The sequence below is a fragment of the Pseudarthrobacter ribosi genome (assembly GCF_055412865.1).
Genome location: NZ_JBVAYZ010000001.1, coordinates 175,966 through 194,765 on the forward strand (window position 1 = coordinate 175,966; position 18,800 = coordinate 194,765).

Here is an 18,800-nt window from a genome sequence, read left to right on the forward strand (position 1 = left end):
GCTTTCGTCCCATGTCGGGAAATTAACTAAGGAGAATTGCATGCCTGTGGTCCACACCGGAGAGTTGTTGCGGGAGGCGATGGCCGGCGGAGTCGGGCTGGCTGCCTTCAACGTCATCAATCTTGAACATGGCGAGGCGATCGTTGAAGCCGCCGAAGAAATCGGGCTTCCTGCCGTGCTCCAGGTGAGCGAAAACTGCGTCAAGTTCCACCGGGGCCAGGTCAGGCCGCTGCTGGCTGGTTTAGCCGCCATGGCGGAAGCGTCGCATGCCCGCGTCTCCTTGCACCTGGACCATATCGAAGAGTTTCAGTTTCTGGAGCAGGCAGTGGGAACGGGGGTCTCCTCAGCCATGTTTGATGCATCGAAGCTCGCCATCGCGGAAAACATCGCCGCTACCCGCAGAGCGGTTTCCTTTGCGCGGACCCAAGGCTGGCATCTTGAAGCCGAGCTTGGCGAGGTCGGGGGGAAAGACGGTGCGCACGCCCCTGGCGTCCGAACCGATCCGGCGGAAGCGGCGGCCTTCATCGAGTCCACCGGCGTCGACTCTCTTGCCGTTGCCGTGGGGAGCTCACATGCGATGACCGCCCAGACAGCGCTTCTTGACCATGACCTCATCAGACGGATCCGCGCCGTCGTCGACGTGCCCCTCGTATTACACGGGTCTTCGGGCGTTCCGAGCACAGAACTAGCGTTGGCCATTGAGGCCGGCATGACCAAGATCAACATCGGGACCATGCTCAACATCGCCTTTACGGAGGGCGTCCGGGAGGCTCTCCGCCCCATAGAACTGGTGGATCCCCGCAAGTACCTGGCACCAGCGCGGACCCGGACCGCCCGGGTCGTACGTGAAGCGTTGAAAACCATTTCTTCACCTAGGACAGGAAAATCATGAACGAGACAGTCAACCAGCCGCTGCTGGGCAAAACCGCTTTCATCACGGGAGGCAGCGGCGGCATCGGTGCCGCCGTCGCGGACGCCCTGTCCCAATCGGGAGCGGCCGTATGCATCGTGTCCAGATCCGGCTCGGGTCCCCGGCTTCCCAACAGTTTGAAGGTTGCGGCCGATGTCAGGGACAGGGAGGCGATGAAGGGCGCCGCCGAGCGGGCCGCCGAGCATTTTGGAGGTATCGACATCGTCGTCGCCAACGCCGGGGTTGGCTCCTGGGGACTTTTCATCGACACCCCCGACAGCGACATTCAGGAGATGACCGAGGTGAATGTGGCGGGCCTCTTCCACACCGTGGAAGCCACGCTTCCCTACCTGAAGGAAAGAGGGGCAGGGGATATCATCACCGTGGCGTCCGAAGCTGGCCGCCGCGGGCTGCCCGATGAAGCCGCATACGTTGCGACCAAGTTCGCCCAAGTCGGTTTCACCCGATCGCTGGATCATGAGCTTAGGGGCAGCAGCATCCGCTGCACGAATATCTGTCCCGGAGGCGTCGCTAGCAATTTCGGGATGGGACGCGGCCTGCGCCGGCCGGGCATGCCGGAACTGCAAGAGATGATGACTCCTGCCGATGTCGCCGAGGTTGTGCTCTTCGCCCTCTCCCGCCCGCGGCACCTCCGGATCCTTGAGGTTGCCTTCCGGCACATGTCCGAACAATCGTGGGGCTAGAAAGCCAATATGCCGACAAGGCTTAGGAATTGCAGTGAAGAAGACCAGCCAGGAAGATCCCGTGAAGACAGCCCAGAATGTGAGCATCGGCGCCACCGGGGCGCAGTACGAAATAGCGGCGGCCAACTACACCGCCGTCGTAACAGAACAAGGAGCTACCGTCCGACAGCTCCGCTTCCGGGGCCGCGACCTCATTGTGGGGTTCATGGCAGACGAGCCGGTTCCCGACTACCGTGGCGCGTTGGTGGCCCCATGGCCAAACCGCATCGCGGATGGACGTTATACATATAAAGGGCGGGAGCTTCAGCTGCCCGTAAACGAACCAGAACGTGACGCCGCCCTACATGGCCTGGTCTGTGAACAGCCCTGGACTCTGGTTTCACCGGAGCCATCCGGCGTCCGGTTGCGGCACCAAATCTGGCCAAGCGCAGGCTACCCGTTTTCGGTGTTACTGGACGTCACCTATCGGCTGGACAACGGCGGCTTCCACACAAAAGTGTCAGCTACCAATACGGGCGATCACGCCGCACCGTACGGGATCTGTCCCCACCCCTACCTGGTGGCCGGGAAGTCAGCACTCAATTCCTGGAGCCTCGAGCTGCCGGCCGACACGTTCCTGGAGGTCACCCCCGACCGGCTTCTGCCCCTGGGCAGGCGCCCGGCTGCTGACGGGCCTTTTGACTTCCGCGAGGCACGGACATTGGGCGGCGTCGAAATCGATCATCCATTCACCGGCCTCGTTCGGGATCCGCAGGGGAATGCAACGGTTCGGCTCACGGAGCCTGGCGGATCCGGTGTCGGAATCCGCTGGAATCGGTCTTGCGACTGGGTCCAGGTCCACACCGCCGACCACGTGGTCGCTGAGCGCCACCGGCTCGGACTTGCCGTCGAACCGATGAGCTGCCCGCCCGATGCGTTTAACTCCGGCGAAGACGTCGTTCACCTCCTGCCCGGGGCGACGCACATCGCAAACTGGACCATTTTCGCCATCTAACGGCGGGTGACGACTGAACAGGGGCCGACTGGATACCCAAGGGAGGGCCGCGCGGGCGGGGATCATGGCGCGGCGTTCCTGCCGAAATATGGCCCCGGCGCCCTTTGCGGTCGCTAAAGTGTCACGTCCATCAGAGGTCCTCCGGTGAACCAGCCAAGGTTGTCTTTAACCTCGCTTTTCATTAGGGCACTTTTCGTGACACGGTTGGGTACATCACTGACGCCACACTTGAAGGAGGCCGCCATGACCCCAGCCGCGGACCCGGCCACCACACGTCTCGAGACCCGTGTCCCTTTTCCTGACCAACGGCGGGAACTCATCCTGACGACGCTTCGGACGGAAGGGCGTGCCGATGCCACAGCTATTGCTCTGGAGCTGGGAGTCACGAACGAGACCGTTCGCAAGGATCTGGTGGCCCTTGAGCAGCTAGGGCTCATCAAGCGGGTCCACGGCGGAGCAGTACCCGTCGGACGGCTCACCTACGAGCCCCCCGTTGCCTCCAGAACTGCCTTCACAGAGGAAAAGACCCGAATAGCCGCCGCGGCACTCCGTCACCTCCCAGCCGACGGGTCGGTGCTCATCGATGCGGGGTCAACTACCTCACGTTTCGCTGACTTGTTTCCCCGGGACAGGGCGATGAGCGTCTACACCAACACGCTCTCGATCGCACTGGCACTGATGGACTCGCCTCTCCTTACGATCTACACCCTCGGTGGCCGGGTACGCCCGGTTACTTCAGCGGAAGTGGATGACTGGGCCGCCCGCGCCCTTGCCGACATCAATGTGGACGTCGCCTTCCTGGGCACCAGCGCCGTTTCACTCGACCGGGGTCTCACCACGCCCGATGCCGCCGAAGCCGCAGTGAAGCGGCTGATGTGTGCCAGCGCCCGCCGCCGGATCCTCTTGGCGGACCACAGTAAATTTGGACGGGTCAGCAATTGGAGACACGCAGGGTTGGCTGACATCGACCTCGTCCTAACGGATGATGGCATAGAGCCACAGATGCTCGAGTCACTACGGTCAGCTGGCGTGGAAGTGGAAACGGTCTGACCACCCAGTATTCACTGTCGACCGGCGGACTGACCGTGTAACCGGATGGTCGAGGTTACCCACTGCGGGGCCGGGCAATTCTGGGCTGAGGCCCGCTCGACTTGAACGCCGCTTGCGGTGGTCACTCCGTTCTGAATGCAGAAGACGGAAAACGACGGCGCCGAGCCCGGCATGCTAAGAATCCATGCCGGGAACCGTCCTTCGAGAATGGGGCCTCTCATCTTCACAGTGCCCAAGTCATGTGCAAACTGTAGGTTCCGCCAAAGGTCGAAAGTGAAGATTCCGGCCGGCGAAGCGTCCGCATACTCGATGCAACAGTGTCGGATCTCCCCGCTATCGCTCTTCACCTCGAGCCCCACGATGAAGGAACCGGAACGCGGGACGTCTCCTCGGCACTCGACCAGAAGCTGGCATTCGTCGCTGAACCAGGTCATCACCGCCCGCACGGGAATCGGGGCTGCCGGGCAAATGTACGGGGTCATGCTGTCTCCTCAGTATCAAGTAGCGCGCATCGCCTAGAGCGGTCGATAGCAGCTGGGGCCGTTTGAGTGGCGTCGCGAACAACAACCACCTAGTCCCTACATCGAGTCCTGGCCGGCCGAAGCCGAAAAGGACGATCCGTAGGCCGCTAGTGGTCACCACTCTGGGCAGAACTGGGGCGCCCGCCATCAACACGCTCGGACTGTCCGATGGGCTGCGGAGGCGGGGCGTCAACCTCCTCCTCCTAAACCTCGGCGGCGGGAACATCGACACCGGCATGCCGATGGGGAGCATGGAGTCCGCCGTGATGCCCGCTTTGGCGCAGATGGATCTAGAGATGGGCTGTGCTGCTTGGGATCGCCGCCGCGGCGTTCTTTCTCGGTTCGCTGTTCCTTTATGGATGTGAGGACAGAGCTCGCCAGCCATGTCCGGCGTCGTAGGCTGCTCGTGGTGAGCAGCGGATGGCAAGATGGCGCTACACCTTCGCTTATATGCTCGAAGACGGATCATGGTCACATACGTGTAGACAATCCTTCCGACGGTCCTACGAGTCCCGGGTGCCCCGGCCGTACCCTCTGCCCTGGACAGCGCTGTCAAAGCTTCGTGAAGCCTCGCATCGGCCATAGAGGCTACTGCTTGAAGGCGGCGTCGAAGGAGGTGTTCGAGGCCGGGAAGTCGTACCTTTTGAGCGCGGCGAGGGCTTCGGGGGCGCCGTGGAGGCGGTCCATGCCGGCGTCCTCCCATTCGATCGAGATAGGGCCGTCGTAGCCGATCGCGGTGAGGGCCCGAAAAGACGATTCCCAGGGCACGTCGCCGCGGCCGGCGGAGACGAAGTCCCAGCCCCGGCGCGGGTCGCCCCAGGGCAGGTGCGAGCCCATCACGGTGTTCCGGCCGGTGGGGCGCAGCTTCGTGTCCTTGCAGTCCACATGGTAGATCCGGTCCTTGAAATCCCAGATAAAGGAGACCGGGTCGATGCCCTGCCACATGAAGTGGGACGGGTCCCAGTTCAGCCCGAAGGCTTCCCGGTGGCCGATCGCCTCGAGGGTCCGGACGGTGGTCCAGTAGTCGTAGGCGATCTCGGAGGGGTGCACCTCGTGGGCGAAGCGGACCCCGCATTCGTCGAAGACGTCCAGGATCGGGTTCCAGCGGTCGGCAAAGTCCTGGTAGCCGGCCTCGATCACCGACGCAGGCACGGGCGGGAACATCGCGACGTACTGCCAGATCGAGGATCCGGTGAACCCGACCACGGTGTCCACGCCCAAAGCGCGCGCGAGCCGGGCGGTGTGCTGCATTTCCTCGGCGGCGCGCTGCCGGACGCCTTCGGGGTCGCCGTCGCCCCAGACCTTGGCCCCGACGATGGCCTCGTGGCGGAAGTCGATCGGGTCATCGCAGACGGCCTGGCCCTTGAGGTGGTTGGAGATGGCCCAGACCTGGAGATTGTATTTCTCCAACACGGCGAGTTTGGCCTCCACGTAGCCGGGTTCGTCCCAGCGCCAGGCGTCCAGGTGGTCCCCGGAGACGGCGATTTCCAAGCCGTCGTAGCCCCAGCCGGAGGCCAGGCGGGCGACTTCCTCGAAGGGCAGGTCGGCCCACTGGCCGGTGAACAGGGTGTACGGGCGGGGCATGTCAGGCTCCTTGGCCTACTGGATTGTCCGGTTTTGGTCGGATCGTCGGTTTCGGGTCGACGCGTCCGGATCACAGGTTGTGGGTCCGGCTGTTGCAATGCTTGCTGCCTTTTCGGATTTCCGTTCTTGAGGTCCGGGGACTGCAGGTCGGGTACGGCCGGGAAAATACCGGGGGGTTGCCGCTGCAGACCCCGGACCACGTGGTGAGTCCCGGATTCTCAGATGGCTTGGGATTTCTTCACGCAGTCCCTGACGTAAGCATCGGACGCGCGAAGGTGTTCACCGATCTGTTCGAAGCTCCATCCCTGCGTTCCGTGGCATTTAAGGCTGGCGACGCCTTCATACCCGACACGGCGCAGTGTTCCCAGCATTACGGAGTGATCCAGTGTTCCGTCGGGGCGGGGGAGTTGCTGGTCGGCGGGACCGAAGTTCAGCCCGTCTATGCCGTGGCGGTAGGCGCGGTCGATGTCCCAGATGTAGTAGTAGAAGAGCCGTTTGCGTTCGGCGAGGAACGTGATCGCTTCGCTGATGGTGTCCTGCATCACCCACAGGTGCGGGGGAGCGATGCAGACCCCGAGGTAGGGATCGTCGATGTCGCGGATGAGCCGCTTCATCTGGGCGAGAGTGTCAACGCCTTCGTCCCAGCGCTGGTCTTCGTTGGCACCGGATTCGAAATCGGCGGCGAAAGGGACAGTGAGATGGTTTTCGACCGCGATCCGGACTCCGCGGCGCGCCCCTGCTTCGACGATGGGTGGCAGGAAGGTGGAGACGAAGTCGGGGTAGTTGGCTTCGCAGTCGAAGATGACGGTGTCGATTCCGAGGTCTGCGGCGAAATCGACGCGTTCAAGGATTTCATCCTGGGTCTTTCCGTAGACGGTGAGGCCGCAGGGTTTGATCCCATATTTGTCCAGCACTCCGAGGATTTTTCCGGGGTCATCTCCCGGGTTGACGTGGTGGGCCAGCGGTGCGGCGGAGGACCAGAGGTTGACTTCTTTGAAGCCGATGTCGGCAAGGTCGCGGATCGAGTCTTCGAAGCCGTGGTCGTGGTAAGGGACGAGTTCGGCGGCGTATCTGAACATGGGTTCTCTCCTTCGGATGGTCTGACGGGTTACCAGATGAAGACGGCTTTTTCGGTTTCGCGCTGGTCGAAGGCGCGGAAGGCTTCCTCGGCCTGATCGATGGAAAAGTCGTGGCTGATGAGCTTTTCGACCGGAATTTTCTGGTCGATGACCAGGCGCACGATTTCTTCCCAGTCGCTGATGGGGAAGTACCAGCCGCCGACGACGGTGAGCAGTTTTCTGAGCATCTGGTCGCTGGGGTTGATCTGCGTGGCCCGCGACTCACCGACGAAAGCGACGGCACCGAGCTTGGCGGCGGCGTCCAGGGCAGAGTTTTGCCCGGCGGGGTTGCCGGAACAATCGATGCAGACGTCCGCTCCGCGGCCCTGGGTGAGGTCCCGGATTTGCTGGACGGCGTCGGCTGTCGTGCTGTTGATGACGGCGTCCGCGCCGAGCGAGCTGGCCTGTTCGAGCCGGTGGTCGATGACGTCGACGGCGATGACGCGGGCGCCGAAGGCCTTGCCGATGAGTACCGCGGCGGATCCCATTGGTCCCATGCCGAAGACGGCGACGGTTTTTCCGCCAGCCACGCCGAGCTGCTTCTGCACGTGGTACTGGCTGCCGACCATGTCGGTCATGACCGCGCCGGCGCGGAAGCTGAGCTCGTCGGGGAGCTGAAGACAGTTGCGTTCGGGGAGCACGAAGTAGTCGGCGTCACCGCCGTGGACGTCGAAACCGAAGCATTGCCACTGGTCACACAGCATCATGTAGCCGCTGAGGCAGTACTCGCAGAATCCGCAGCCCAGGGCGAGGTAGCCGGCGACACGGTCGCCTTCTTTGACGTGGGTCACGGCGTTCCCGATCTTGATGACTTCGCCGGCTGCCTCGTGCCCGGGTATCACCGAACCGTGGCCGGCGCCTTCGCCGCCGACGATCGGAGTGCCGTAGTAGATGCTCATGTCGCTGCGGCAGATCGCGGAGGCACGGGTCCTCACCAGCACTTCATGCGGTCCCGGTTCCGGGACGTCGCGTTCCACGACGGTGACTCTTTTGTCACCGGGGAGGATGACTGCTTTCATCTTTTCTTCTCCAATACTCATTTACTTGACTGCCCCGAAGGTGAGGCCGGCGACCATCTGGCGACGCAGCACGACCATGAGCACCAGGATGGGTGCGACGATCAGGGTCGCGGCCGCGGTGATGTTGCCCCAGTCCGTGCCGTACATGCCGGTGAACTGCTGCAGGCCCACCGGAGCGGTCTTCGCTCCGCTGCGGGTCAGGGACAGGGCGAACAGGAATTCGTTCCAGGACAGGACGATGGTCAGCACGGCGGCCGTCGCAACGGACGGCACGAGCAGCGGCCAAATGATCCGGCGGAGCACGTTCCATGTCGAGGCCCCGTCGACCATGGCTGCTTCCTGGATCTCATAGGGCAGCTGCAGGATCGAGCTGCGCAGGATCCAGACCACGATGGGCAGGTTGAAGGCAGCGTACGGGATGATCAGGGCCGGGTAGGTGTCCATGAGCCCGAGCTTGCCGGCGAAGACGAAGACCGGGATGACGGCGACGATGGGCGGGAACATGTAGGTCGACAGGATCCAGGATGAGAGCCCCTTGCGGGCCCGGAAATCCCTCATGGTCAGGGCGTATGCGGCAGGGACCCCCACGATGATGGCCAGGGCGGTGGCACCGAGACTGACGATTGCACTGTTGGTGAGCAGCTGACCGAAGCTTTCGGATTTGCCGTCGCCGGCTGACAGTACGGAGGCGTAGTTGTCCAGGGTGGGCTGGAAGATCCAGGCCGGGGGGATCTGGTTGGCGATCCCGTCTGGCTTGATGGAGGTGATGAACATGAACAGCAGCGGCACAAGGCCGATCAGGAGCCATGTCCACAGGAAGGTACGTCCGATGATGACGCGTGCCACGGTACCCCCGCGGCTGGTTGATGATGTCGTTGTCATTACATTTCCTCGGGGTCTGCTCGGCGGCCGATGATGCGCAGCATGAAGGGGATAAGGAGCGAGAGGATGATCAGGAAGATCACGCCCAGGGCGCAGGCGAGACCGACGTTGAAGCTTTGAAGGCCGACGCGGAAAATGCCCAGGTTGATGATTTCGGTGGATTCACCGGGACCGCCGCCGGTGAGGATCTTGAAGGAATCGAAGGTTTTGAAGGCCTGGATGGTCCGCAGCACGGCCGCGATGGCAATGAACGGAACCATGGCCGGGAAGGTGATGTGCCGGAACATCTGCCATGGGGTCGCTCCGTCGACCATGGCTGCTTCCCTGGGTTCCCCCGGCAGGGATTGAAGGCCGGCCATGAGGATCAGGGCGATGAACGGGGTCCACTGCCACATGTCGAGAATGACCAGGACGATCCATGCCGATGTCGGATCACCGAGCAGGTCGATGCCTTTGGGGAATCCGAAGACGCCGAGGTAGTAGCCTACCCACCCGTAGTTGGGGTTCAGCAGCTGCTTGAAGACCATTGCCGCGACCGCCGGCGTGACGGCGAACGGCAGCAGCATGAGCGCGGCCCCGACCTTGTTGGCGCGGGTCTGGGCCGCTAGCGGGAGTGCCAGGGCGAAGCCCAGGATCATCTCCAGGATCACCGCGACCGCAACGAAGCCGAACGTGATCAGGAATGCGTGCTGGACCGAGGCATTGGTGATCGCTGCGATGAAGTTATCCAGTCCGACGAACTTTCCCACGCCCCCGAGGATCTTGTCGTTGCGGAATGCTGAGTAGAAGATAAAAATGGCCGGGGCCACCGTCATTAGCAGCAGGACAAACATGGCGGGGGCCATGTAGACCCACGGGGTCGAACGTTTTTTCCAGGTCAGCGGCTTCCTGCCGCGCGGGCCGGCCGTGGCAAGGCCGTCCGCGCGGGGGGAAGCGTCAACCGTCAAGGGCGCATCCAATGGTGCGGCGGTTGCTTTCATAATCGATACTCCTTGGGCGACCTTGAACGGTCCGATGGGTTAGTAGCCGGCCGATTTAAGGAGGGCCGAGACCTTGTCTGATGCGGACTTGAGGGCGTCTGATGGCGAGGAAGCGCCGGTTGCTGCGTTGTTCACCGCGACGGCCACCTCGTGGCTGACTTCGGTGTAGTTGGTCAACCGTGCGCGGCCGACGCCTTCTGCGAGGGATTTTCCGAGGGTGTCGTAGAAGGGTGCGAGGGGGTTATCGCTCTTGATGCTGGCAAAGACGGAGGTCCGGCTGGGGTGCAGGGACTTGGCGGTCATCGTTGTTTGCTGCTCGGCGGCGGTCAGCCAGCTGATCGTCTGGTAGGCCCATTCCTTGTTCTTGGAATTCTTGTTGACGCTCAGCATCCAGGTCCCGAAGTGGGGTCCGGCGGCCTTCGCGGTGGGCAACGGGGCATAGCCGATGGTGCCGCCCTCGACGTTGTCACCGAGCTTGAGGTCGTGGTAGTTGATCGTCATGGCGGTCAGTCCGCTGCCGAACGATTCGGCGGTTGTCCCCCAGTCCGCTGACGTGCTGCCCGGGGGGACATGTCCGCTTTGCGCCAGCTTGGCGTAGTAATCCAGCGCCTGGACTCCTTCGGGCGTGTCGAATGTAGGCTTGCCGTTCTGGTCCGCCAGGGTCCCGTCCCCGCCCAGGGAGGCGAGGAGGGTCTTGAAGTCATCGGTGGCCCAGTCGCCGACACCTGCCATGACCGTGGTGCCGTAGAGCTTCTTGTCCGGCTGGGTGAAGAACTCCGCCACCTGGGCATAGTCGTCCCAGGTCTTCGGGACAGTGAGGTCCTTACCGTACTTGGCCTTGAAATTCGCCTTCTGGGCCGGGTCGTTGAACAGATCGCTGCGGTAGGCCATGACGGCCACGTTCGACTGGATCGGCATCCCGTACACGTCGAATCCTGCATTCTTTATCGCGGAAGCGTCGGGCTTTGCCGTGGGATCCGGGTAGCGTTTGATCGGGGAATCAGCGTTGTAGACGGCTGTGTCGTGGAACACCTTGGGGATGAAGTCGCCCACGTTGGACTGCGGGCCGTCAGGGTTCAAGGCCCCGTTCTCGAGGTACTGGCTCAGGGGTTCGAGGTTCTGCACCAGGGCCGGCGCCCACGGGGTGTCGACGACGACAATGTCGTAGTAGCTGCTGCTGGAAGCGAACTCGGAGAAGACCTTCTGTTGCAACGCGTCGTACGGCTGGTTGTCGATCTTCAGATCGATGCCGAACTTTTCCTTGAACTGCGGCACCAGCGACGCGACGGCGGCGCTGTTGGCTTCATCGGTGGTGTAGAGCATCCGCAGCTCTGCCGGTTTGGCCGCCGCCGTGTTGGGTGCCGATGACCCGCCCGTGCATGCGGTTGCCAATAGGGTTACGGTGAGCGCGGCTCCCAAGCCCGCTACGATGCGTGACCGCTTGACGCGATCGAGAGATCGGATCATTTTACTGCCTTCCTCAAGCTATGGGCGCCCCATGTGCTGAGGCCTACCTGGATGATTTTCATTACTGCACTCCTTCTAGTTCTTTTACGCTTGGGACGTCGACCCACTCGCCGCACTTGCTGGATTCGATGATGCTTTCGGTGAGGACGGCTGACCTGAGTCCGTCCCGGAAGGTGGGCAGGCCATCGCGGTTGTCTCCGTCGATTGCGGCGTAGGTATCGGCGACAAATGCATTGAACGCATCCTGATAACCCTGGGGATGCCCTGCCGGCAGGACGCTGAGCCGTGCCGCTTCGGGGCTAAGCGCGTCCGGGTCGCGGACAAGCAGCTGGGAACCGGCCCGTTTACCAAGCCACAACGTCTCCGGCGCTTCCTGGTCGAACTGGACCGTGCTCTCAGAACCCGAAATCTCGATCATCAGGCGGTTCTTCCGCCCCGGCGCAACCTGGCTGACCAGGAGGTTTCCCACGGTGCCGTTCTCAGTCGCGAATACAGCTGCAACGAGGTCCTCGGTCTGGACGTCCTTGTGGTGTGCCCGGCCCGAAAAGAGAGTGCGGCTCAGTGCACCGACCCGTGTTATCCGTTCCCCGCTCACGAATTCGAGGAGATCGCACAGGTGGGACCCGATGTCGGCGAACGCCCGCGAAGGGCCACCGAGACCGGCGTCCACCCGCCAGTTATCGTCGTTCCGGGACAGAAGCCAGTCCTGAAGATAGGACCCCTGGATGGTGGAGATCCGTCCCGTCTGGCCGGAGGCGATACGTTCCCGGGCTTCCCGGACCATTGGGTGGAACCGGTAGACGAAGGGAACGGTCGCGACAGTCCCGGCCGTAGCGGCCAGCTCGACCAGATGGGCGGCATCCTGTGCGGTGGTAGCCAGAGGCTTCTCGCAGACAACGTGCTTTCCTGCTTTCAGCGCTGCCTCGGCCAATGCGACGTGGGTGGCGTTCGGGGTGCAGACGTGGATGACGTCGATCCTGTCGTCCTGGAGGAGGTCCTGGACGGAGGCGTAAGCCTGCTCGACGCCCAGGCGGTCTTTGGCGCGGGCGGCACTGGCAGGGCTCGAGGATGCGATGCCTGCGATTTCCGCCCCTGCGGCACGGGCAGCTCTGCTATGCACCTCAGCCATGAACCCGGCGCCGACGAACCCGGCCCGTAACCGGGAGGGGGCTGTTGTGGTTCTGTCGTTTTCCATGCCGAAACAGTGACACGCACCAGGCGGCTTTGGTTGCCAGTCAGCAAAAGTCTGCACCTTTTGACGCTGCTGGCGATGGAATGCGCACGGAAGTTGCACTCTTTGATGCTGTGGGCATCGACGAGTGGACGGGAACGAGTGGGCGCCGTGACACTGAGTGGAGACAAGGACCCCTCGGGGTCCTGTGTGGGTGATATGTCAAGACCTCACGCTCCCCATTCACCTCTTTTGACCCCCCCCGAAACGGAGAGACATGAACAACGGCGGCGCCGGCGAACTTTTGCGTATCCTGCGGGACGGACGCCCGCGGACCAGGGCCGACCTGGCCGGGATAACGGGCTTGGGGCGAGCTGCCATCAGTTCTCGCCTCGAGGCGCTCCTGGAACTCGGACTAGTTGCACCAGTGTCGGATGCGCCCTCCACTGGAGGCCGCCCCTCGGCGCGACTAGCCTTCAACCCCGGTGCAAGGCTGGCCGCTGCCGCCGACGTCGGCGCCACACACGCGACCGTGGCGCTCACGGACCTGTCGGGAAGGATTCTCCTAGAAACCACTGAACGACTTGAGATTTCCTGCGGACCGGAAGCTGTTCTGGACTGGCTAGTGATGACGCTGCAGGGTCATTTGAAAACGATGAAGCGTCCGGCAACGGACATCATCGCTGTTGGCATCGGGCTGCCCGGTCCCGTTGAACACTCCACCGGAAAGCCGACCAGCCCTCCGATCATGCCGGGATGGGACGGATTCGATGTCCCCGCTTACGTTCAGCGGACCTTTGACGTTCCCGTACTCGTCGATAACGATGTCAACATTATGGCCCTCGGGGAACGGGCGACGCGCTGGCCCACTGAGGACAACATGATCTTCCTTAAAGTCGCCACCGGCATCGGCTCGGGCGTTATTAGTGGAGGAATATTGCAGCGAGGCGCGGCAGGAGTCGCAGGAGACGTCGGTCACATTGCTGTTTCCAAGGCAGCAGGAATCCAATGCCGCTGCGGCAAGACTGCCTGCCTGGAGGCCATCGCAGGCGCTCCGGCCGTCGCCGCCCAGCTCCGCGAAAACGGACTCGAAGCAACGACCGCAAACGACGTCGTCTCACTCGTCCGTTCCGGCGATTTGGCTGCTATTCACGCCGTCCGGCAGGCTGGCCGCGACATCGGAGAAATGCTCAACATGTGTGTGAGCCTCATCAACCCTGCCCTGATTGTCGTCGGTGGATCGCTTGCACAATCCGGAGAACATCTGATCGCCGGAATCCGTGAAACGGTCTATGCACGCTCAACGCCGTTGGCGACCCAGCATCTGAATATCACTCAATCCGAAACCGGCCCGGAAGCTGGAGTCGTTGGGGCCAGCATCTTGGCTGTTGAACATGCCCTCGCCCCTGAACGAGTCAATGATCTCGCAGCCACACTGGATCCCGGCGGACACCAAAATACCGATCGGCAGAATGTGGAACACGTCGCCCAAGCATCACTCCGTGACTCCGTGGCCAGTTAATGGCACCGCGCATCTCTTTGGCCACGTTTCCAAACGAAGATGTGGAGGGCACGCGCGCCATGGCTAACCGCTCCTCGTGTGGAGCGGAGCATTATCGCCCGAGCCCGTGCCCTATCCAACGCCATGCACACCCAAGCCAGAGCGACGACAAAACCGGTCGTGTTGGGGCGCCGGCACTGAAACCATGAACGCACCAATTAAAGATGTACACAGGTAAAATGGGCTTACAGTTGAGGTCTTTTAGGCGGGCCTTGTGTGCCCCGCAACCGCTTGCTCACGACATCGTGGCCCTTCCAAGGGAGCGCCATGAAGGTTCACACTTGTGAAAAAGGAGGATGGCATGCCTCAATCTGCTACCGAGAACAGCGGTCATCTGCGGCGATATACAGTGCCGGAGGGGCTCAGCCCCGAACAACGGTTCGAACATTGGCGAACGTGGTATGGCAGTGCTGTCGAAACTCCGATGCGGTTGGAAAAGTCGGCACATGCTGCTGCCGTCCCTTTCACTCCTTCGGCCATTAGTCTTGCCGGGCCAGGTTTCAGCCTCATAGAAATGTGCAATGCCCCCGCATTGGGCTCGTGGGCGCCGAATCCCGACACTAGGGATCTGCGCCTGGCCTACTTCAGGAAAGCGCCGGCCCTAACCCTCGCTCTCAACGGCGTGCCTGAGCCAGTATCGCCGGGCTCCGTCAGGTTCATTGATACCTCGCTGGGCGGCAGTTTCGATGCGCCCGAGGGCTTTCATGCCTTGCAGATCAACATCGATCGCAGCAGCCTGGATGTGGGCGAGGCCGCGTTAGGCTCCCTGCTTCGCATGCCTGACCTCGCGAAGCATCCAATTGTGGGGACTTTCGTGATTCCTGCGCTGTTGAGTTGGAAGCGGCCGGGCATCGACCGGGAGGCATCGGGAACCGCAGACATCCTCAGATCCGTAATTGCGACCCTGGTGGGCTCCCTGCTCGAAACGCCGGTCGACGCTGAGGCGCAGAAACCAGCCCTAAGTCGGGCGGTGAAGAAATACCTTGATGCTAGCTATGACAACCCCGATCTGGACGTGGCAATGGTCGCCGAAAGGTTCAACCTCTCTCGTCGCTCCCTGTTCTACTTTTTCGAGAAAGAAGAACTCCACTTGAGCGAGCGCATACGCGCTTTGAGAACGCGCAAAGCGCTGGAGCTCCTCCTTCAGGCCGACGCCCAAAGGATCACCTACTCAGAAATTGCGACATCGTGCGGATTCACCAATGTGCAAAGCATGCGCCGTGCGGTGAAGGAGTTTACCAGGATGAATGTGAGGGAGATCCACCGATCCGAGAGCGAGGTTCGTGTTGCGCTGCAACAGCTGCGGGAGTCGCTGATCCCCTAGCGTCTGACCGAGTTGGCGGAGGGAGCTAAAGAACTCCCTCGCCATCGTCTCAAACGAATTGCGCAGCGATCGTTGACCGCCTCACGTATGGCGTAACATCATCGAAAACCGGCACCGACCGACTCCTGCCGCCTCGCCCGCACCCGCAACCGACTTGCGGAAGGATCGGGAGACCGCGCCGGCAGCGAAACACCCCGGGCGCCGCGGTGAAGGCGACGGTGGGAGAAACGAAACAAGGATAGGCTGGGCCGCCTTCGGCAGGGCCGGATTATTCGCCTTCGTCGACCGCTTCGCGACGATGACGTTCGCGTTGGCCGTACGCCGCCCGAAGAATGTCATCCTTTGACTCGAATCCTGAGCCCAACGCACCACCGATGAGCGTCGCCGATGTCGTCATCCAGGCGACTTCCATAAAGTCCCAGACAGTCACGGGATGTTGCAGGGTCCGTGCCAATAAGGCATCGTCGATAGTGAATGCCGCGGCCAGCAGCACGGCCACGAACAGCAGGACGTAGCTGATCACGACGCCGATCATCAACGACCACACTGTTGAAGAGTTATACAAGGAAGCCTTGTACCGTTCGAGGGTATCGTCGCGCCGGGGGCTTTCCCAGAGATCGTGTTGGGTGATGATCCAGAACACCATAGAACTGATCGAGAGGACCATCAGCAGGGTCAGCCTCGGCGCCCCGAGCAGGTCCGCGAGTTGCCAGATTGTGTCCGTGACAAGCGCGAAGGCGCCTGTGGCGATCGCGGCGGCCATTGCGCTTCTCAATCCGAAGACCAGCCGCCAAGGTCGGTTCGCCCGCAGCATGCCCGCCAGCAACCGTCCCCGGCCGAGGCGGGTTGCTGAGACGTAGCGGAACCCAATCGGCCCTTCGTCAAGAACAGCGGTCTCAATGTGCTTGGATTGGTGCAGCGAGGGCGGGCCAAATTCCACGGCGTCATCCTCGGGATCGAAGTGGCGGTGCATCGCCCAGCCGAGATCGGCGACGGCGGAGCGGACCCGGCGGTCGATGTTGACAGCGCCGAGCGCGGGCAACGAAACCAGGGAGATCGGCTCTCCCACCGCAACTTCCGCGACCACGGTCCGGCCCTCGAAACGAATCGGAAGATCGGTCAGGCAGACCATGACATCCCATGCACGGAGGGTCCGGTGTTTCGCCAAGGAGTCCAGCATCGGCGTCAACCCATTGCCGGCCGTAAAATCCTGGTACTCGATCACCACGGACCAGTCGTGGCGCTCGTCGGCAAGGTTGAGCAGATGGCCCACTTCGCGTCCGTTGCGCTCGGCAAACTCGGCGGTGACCTCCGGTTCGGCGAGCACGCCCAGCGTACGGGCACTGGTGGGGTTCACGTCGCCCGAATGTTCCGGCACGCCCGACCTCCAATGGTTCAGTGTCTATGACCTGCAAACTGGACGTCACCCTCGCCGTGAACAGAGGGTCCCGATGCCTGAACGCCTCGGCTGCCGCATTGCCCGGCCCGCCCAGAAACTGCCCATATTCGAACCTGGCAGGTCACCCGGCGCCGCGTTGACCGCGGCTATTCGGCCGATTGAGGCCTGGCTATGGGACGTGAAAAGGGGCGCCGTGCGGACGAAGGCGCCATGCGCGCGTTGCGACGTGCAGGTTTAGTCGGGTCTCGGGATCGGCAAGGTCGAAGCCGCTGATCTGCCGGATGGACTTCAAGCGGTAACGCAGAGTGCTTCGATGGATGGTCAGGCTCTGGGCTGTACTGTCATAGTTGCCGCCGTGGTCCAGATACTGGGCCAGGGTTTGCACCAGGTCAGACCCCCGGCTGTCGTCGGCGCGTTGAAGGGTACCGAGCCACTCGTCGATATAGTCGGCCAGATCCGGTTCGCCCCCAGCTGGGACCAAGAGGCGGTAGATCCCCAGTTGATCAAAGCGGGTGACACCGTAGCGATCGATTGAACCGGCCCGGATGTGGAGCGCGTGCAGGGCTTCCGAGAAGGAGCGCGGAATCTGGGCAATATCAAGGCTTGGACCGCCGATGCCCACGGCCCCGGTGGCACTTCGCAGGGTTTTGGCGACAACGGAAAAGACCTCGGCACCCAACGGATCTCCACGTACGACGGCAACAGCCATGTCCGAGCGCCGTGAAACGAGCGCGGATGAACGGAGTTCCCGGAACGTCCTGCGCAGTGCGACCACGACAGTATCGTCCGTTCGTGGCGGCTGCCACTGCGCCACGATGACGTGCTGCGGACCACTGATGTCATATCCCAATGCCGCGGTACGAACGCCTGCGGTTGCGCCATCCGTTCCGGACACGAGTTCGTCCACGAGGTCGCGCCCCAGCCTTAGTTCCAGCCGGGCCAGGCTGCGGCGGTGCGACAACTCGACTTCCAAGAGCCGCGTTGCGTACTTCAGCGCGAAGACGTTGCCGGCTGTGACCTGCCTGTCGGTTGCCAGCATGCAAATAGCCCCCAACACCTCGCCGTGCGACAGGGCAAGGGAAACGAGCCTTCGCGGTTCGCGGACTGGTGAGCCGGAGGCAAGCCATAGCTGCGCAGTCCGCGACCTGGCCGCTGCGCCAAGCCTGGGGTAGGGGCGTTTGGACCCGATTCCAGCCGCCGCGCTAATATGCCCGAACGCGTCCTCAATACAGATGGGCCGCCCCGTCAGCCGTGAAAGGACCTCCGCCAGGAGTCCCTCCCGGGATTCGCTGTCCCCGAGGTCGGGAGCCGCGCCCTGGTCCAGGGCATCCCGGATCCTGTCGTGTTCTTCAAGCTCAAGGACCGTCGCCGAGAGGGACAGGAGACGCTGGTCCATGTCGTCACGGCGGAGCGGCTGACCGGTTGCGTCATTCGGGAGTTCCCGGGGGGACCCCCTGGCATGAGTCGTTCCCGTTGTCCCCGCGGTTATCCGGAGCTGCATCAGCTGCATCAGCTGCGGGAGATCCGGACGGTCGGCGGCGGACAGCACCAGACACCCGGTCAGCTCGGCAGCGTCGCCAACGGTGAACAGCGCGTATCGCCAGCCCGGCCTGGCGCACGGGAGAACGGAGTCCCTGCCATTGAGGCGCCGGACGTCCTGATCCTGAGGCAACTCCGCGCGTTCGGGCACGGGGTTCAACTGGCCATTCACCGCGAGGTAACGGTCCTTGACCTCACAGAACGACATGTCCGACACCGCCTGCGCGGCCGTGTTGAGGATTTCCTCTGCCACACGTCGATCGAACATATTGATCCTCGTCTCTGTCCACAGCAAAGGCTTACAGGGGATACAAGCCTGGGCAGACCGTAATCCGTTGCCCTCTGTGATCGAGACTCGGCTTTAGCCGCTTGTCCCCATCACGGAGTTCAGAATCGACCATTTTCGAGTCCCACGGTATGCCGACCTGAACATGAACCCTCGACGCAGGGTGTCCAACGCCGTACTTGGCCGGGATACCGGTGAGTCCTCTCTTGCCGGCCCGGCCAACTCTGCGGCCGATCCGGCAAGGCCGGGATCGGCATACCAACACCACCAAAACTACGCCCGTATGTCGCC

15 protein-coding genes are annotated in these 18,800 nt (G+C 62.5%); 6 read left to right on the forward strand and 9 right to left on the reverse strand.

The window, feature by feature from the left end; genetic code table 11:
- Positions 1-40 precede the first annotated feature (40 nt).
- From ACZYZ5_RS00765 to ACZYZ5_RS00780, 4 genes are all read left to right on the forward strand, one after another.
- Positions 41-892 (forward strand): class II fructose-bisphosphate aldolase, encoded by an 852-nt coding sequence (locus tag ACZYZ5_RS00765; RefSeq protein WP_463898493.1) that lies wholly within the window; start codon positions 41-43, stop codon positions 890-892.
- Complete coding sequence (locus tag ACZYZ5_RS00770; RefSeq protein ID WP_463898495.1) at positions 889-1,614, forward strand: SDR family oxidoreductase; 726 nt, start codon at positions 889-891, stop codon at positions 1,612-1,614. Before ACZYZ5_RS00765 ends, ACZYZ5_RS00770 begins: the two co-directional genes overlap by 4 nt.
- Positions 1,615-1,648: 34 nt before the next feature.
- The gene (locus ACZYZ5_RS00775) at positions 1,649-2,608 is read left to right on the forward strand and encodes an aldose 1-epimerase family protein (protein WP_463898497.1); all 960 of its coding nucleotides are present in this window, start codon (positions 1,649-1,651) and stop codon (positions 2,606-2,608) included.
- 243 nt (positions 2,609-2,851) lie between these two features.
- On the forward strand, positions 2,852-3,658 hold the full coding sequence (locus tag ACZYZ5_RS00780) for a DeoR/GlpR family DNA-binding transcription regulator (protein WP_463898499.1): 807 nt from the start codon (positions 2,852-2,854) through the stop codon (positions 3,656-3,658).
- A gap of 1,109 nt (positions 3,659-4,767) precedes the next feature.
- Here ACZYZ5_RS00780 and ACZYZ5_RS00785 read toward each other — a convergent pair.
- The 7 genes from ACZYZ5_RS00785 to ACZYZ5_RS00815 form a co-directional block, all read right to left on the reverse strand.
- Positions 4,768-5,763 carry a sugar phosphate isomerase/epimerase family protein gene (locus ACZYZ5_RS00785; RefSeq protein WP_463898501.1) on the reverse strand — a complete coding sequence of 332 codons (996 nt, stop codon included), beginning with the start codon at positions 5,761-5,763 and terminating at the stop codon, positions 4,768-4,770.
- Between the two features lie 218 nt (positions 5,764-5,981).
- Complete coding sequence (locus ACZYZ5_RS00790; protein ID WP_463898503.1) at positions 5,982-6,842, reverse strand: sugar phosphate isomerase/epimerase family protein; 861 nt, start codon at positions 6,840-6,842, stop codon at positions 5,982-5,984.
- Between the two features lie 29 nt (positions 6,843-6,871).
- The gene (locus tag ACZYZ5_RS00795; protein ID WP_463898505.1) at positions 6,872-7,900 is read right to left on the reverse strand and encodes a zinc-binding dehydrogenase; all 1,029 of its coding nucleotides are present in this window, start codon (positions 7,898-7,900) and stop codon (positions 6,872-6,874) included.
- Between the two features lie 21 nt (positions 7,901-7,921).
- Complete coding sequence (locus ACZYZ5_RS00800) at positions 7,922-8,782, reverse strand: carbohydrate ABC transporter permease (RefSeq protein WP_463898507.1); 861 nt, start codon at positions 8,780-8,782, stop codon at positions 7,922-7,924.
- Entirely contained in the window at positions 8,782-9,762 is a 981-nt protein-coding gene (locus ACZYZ5_RS00805; RefSeq protein WP_463898509.1) for a carbohydrate ABC transporter permease, read from the reverse strand. Before ACZYZ5_RS00805 ends, ACZYZ5_RS00800 begins: the two co-directional genes overlap by 1 nt.
- A 39-nt stretch (positions 9,763-9,801) precedes the next feature.
- Positions 9,802-11,154, reverse strand: coding sequence for an ABC transporter substrate-binding protein (locus ACZYZ5_RS00810; RefSeq protein WP_463898511.1), 1,353 nt, complete (start codon positions 11,152-11,154; stop codon positions 9,802-9,804).
- Positions 11,155-11,290: 136 nt separating this feature from the next.
- Positions 11,291-12,424 (reverse strand): Gfo/Idh/MocA family protein, encoded by a 1,134-nt coding sequence (locus ACZYZ5_RS00815; RefSeq protein WP_463898513.1) that lies wholly within the window; start codon positions 12,422-12,424, stop codon positions 11,291-11,293.
- 253 nt (positions 12,425-12,677) lie between these two features.
- On the opposite strand from ACZYZ5_RS00815, the gene ACZYZ5_RS00820 reads away from it, so the two are divergent.
- Together ACZYZ5_RS00820 and ACZYZ5_RS00825 are read left to right on the forward strand one after the other, a co-directional pair.
- Complete coding sequence (locus ACZYZ5_RS00820) at positions 12,678-13,922, forward strand: ROK family protein (protein WP_463898515.1); 1,245 nt, start codon at positions 12,678-12,680, stop codon at positions 13,920-13,922.
- Between the two features lie 322 nt (positions 13,923-14,244).
- Entirely contained in the window at positions 14,245-15,285 is a 1,041-nt protein-coding gene (locus ACZYZ5_RS00825; RefSeq protein ID WP_463898517.1) for an AraC family transcriptional regulator, read from the forward strand.
- A gap of 268 nt (positions 15,286-15,553) precedes the next feature.
- Here the strand turns inward: ACZYZ5_RS00825 and ACZYZ5_RS00830 are convergent, their stop codons facing one another.
- Both ACZYZ5_RS00830 and ACZYZ5_RS00835 read right to left on the reverse strand, forming a co-directional pair.
- Positions 15,554-16,642 carry a hypothetical protein gene (locus ACZYZ5_RS00830; RefSeq protein ID WP_463898519.1) on the reverse strand — a complete coding sequence of 363 codons (1,089 nt, stop codon included), beginning with the start codon at positions 16,640-16,642 and terminating at the stop codon, positions 15,554-15,556.
- Between the two features lie 211 nt (positions 16,643-16,853).
- Positions 16,854-18,491 carry a PucR family transcriptional regulator gene (locus ACZYZ5_RS00835; RefSeq protein ID WP_463898522.1) on the reverse strand — a complete coding sequence of 546 codons (1,638 nt, stop codon included), beginning with the start codon at positions 18,489-18,491 and terminating at the stop codon, positions 16,854-16,856.
- Positions 18,492-18,800 lie beyond the last annotated feature (309 nt).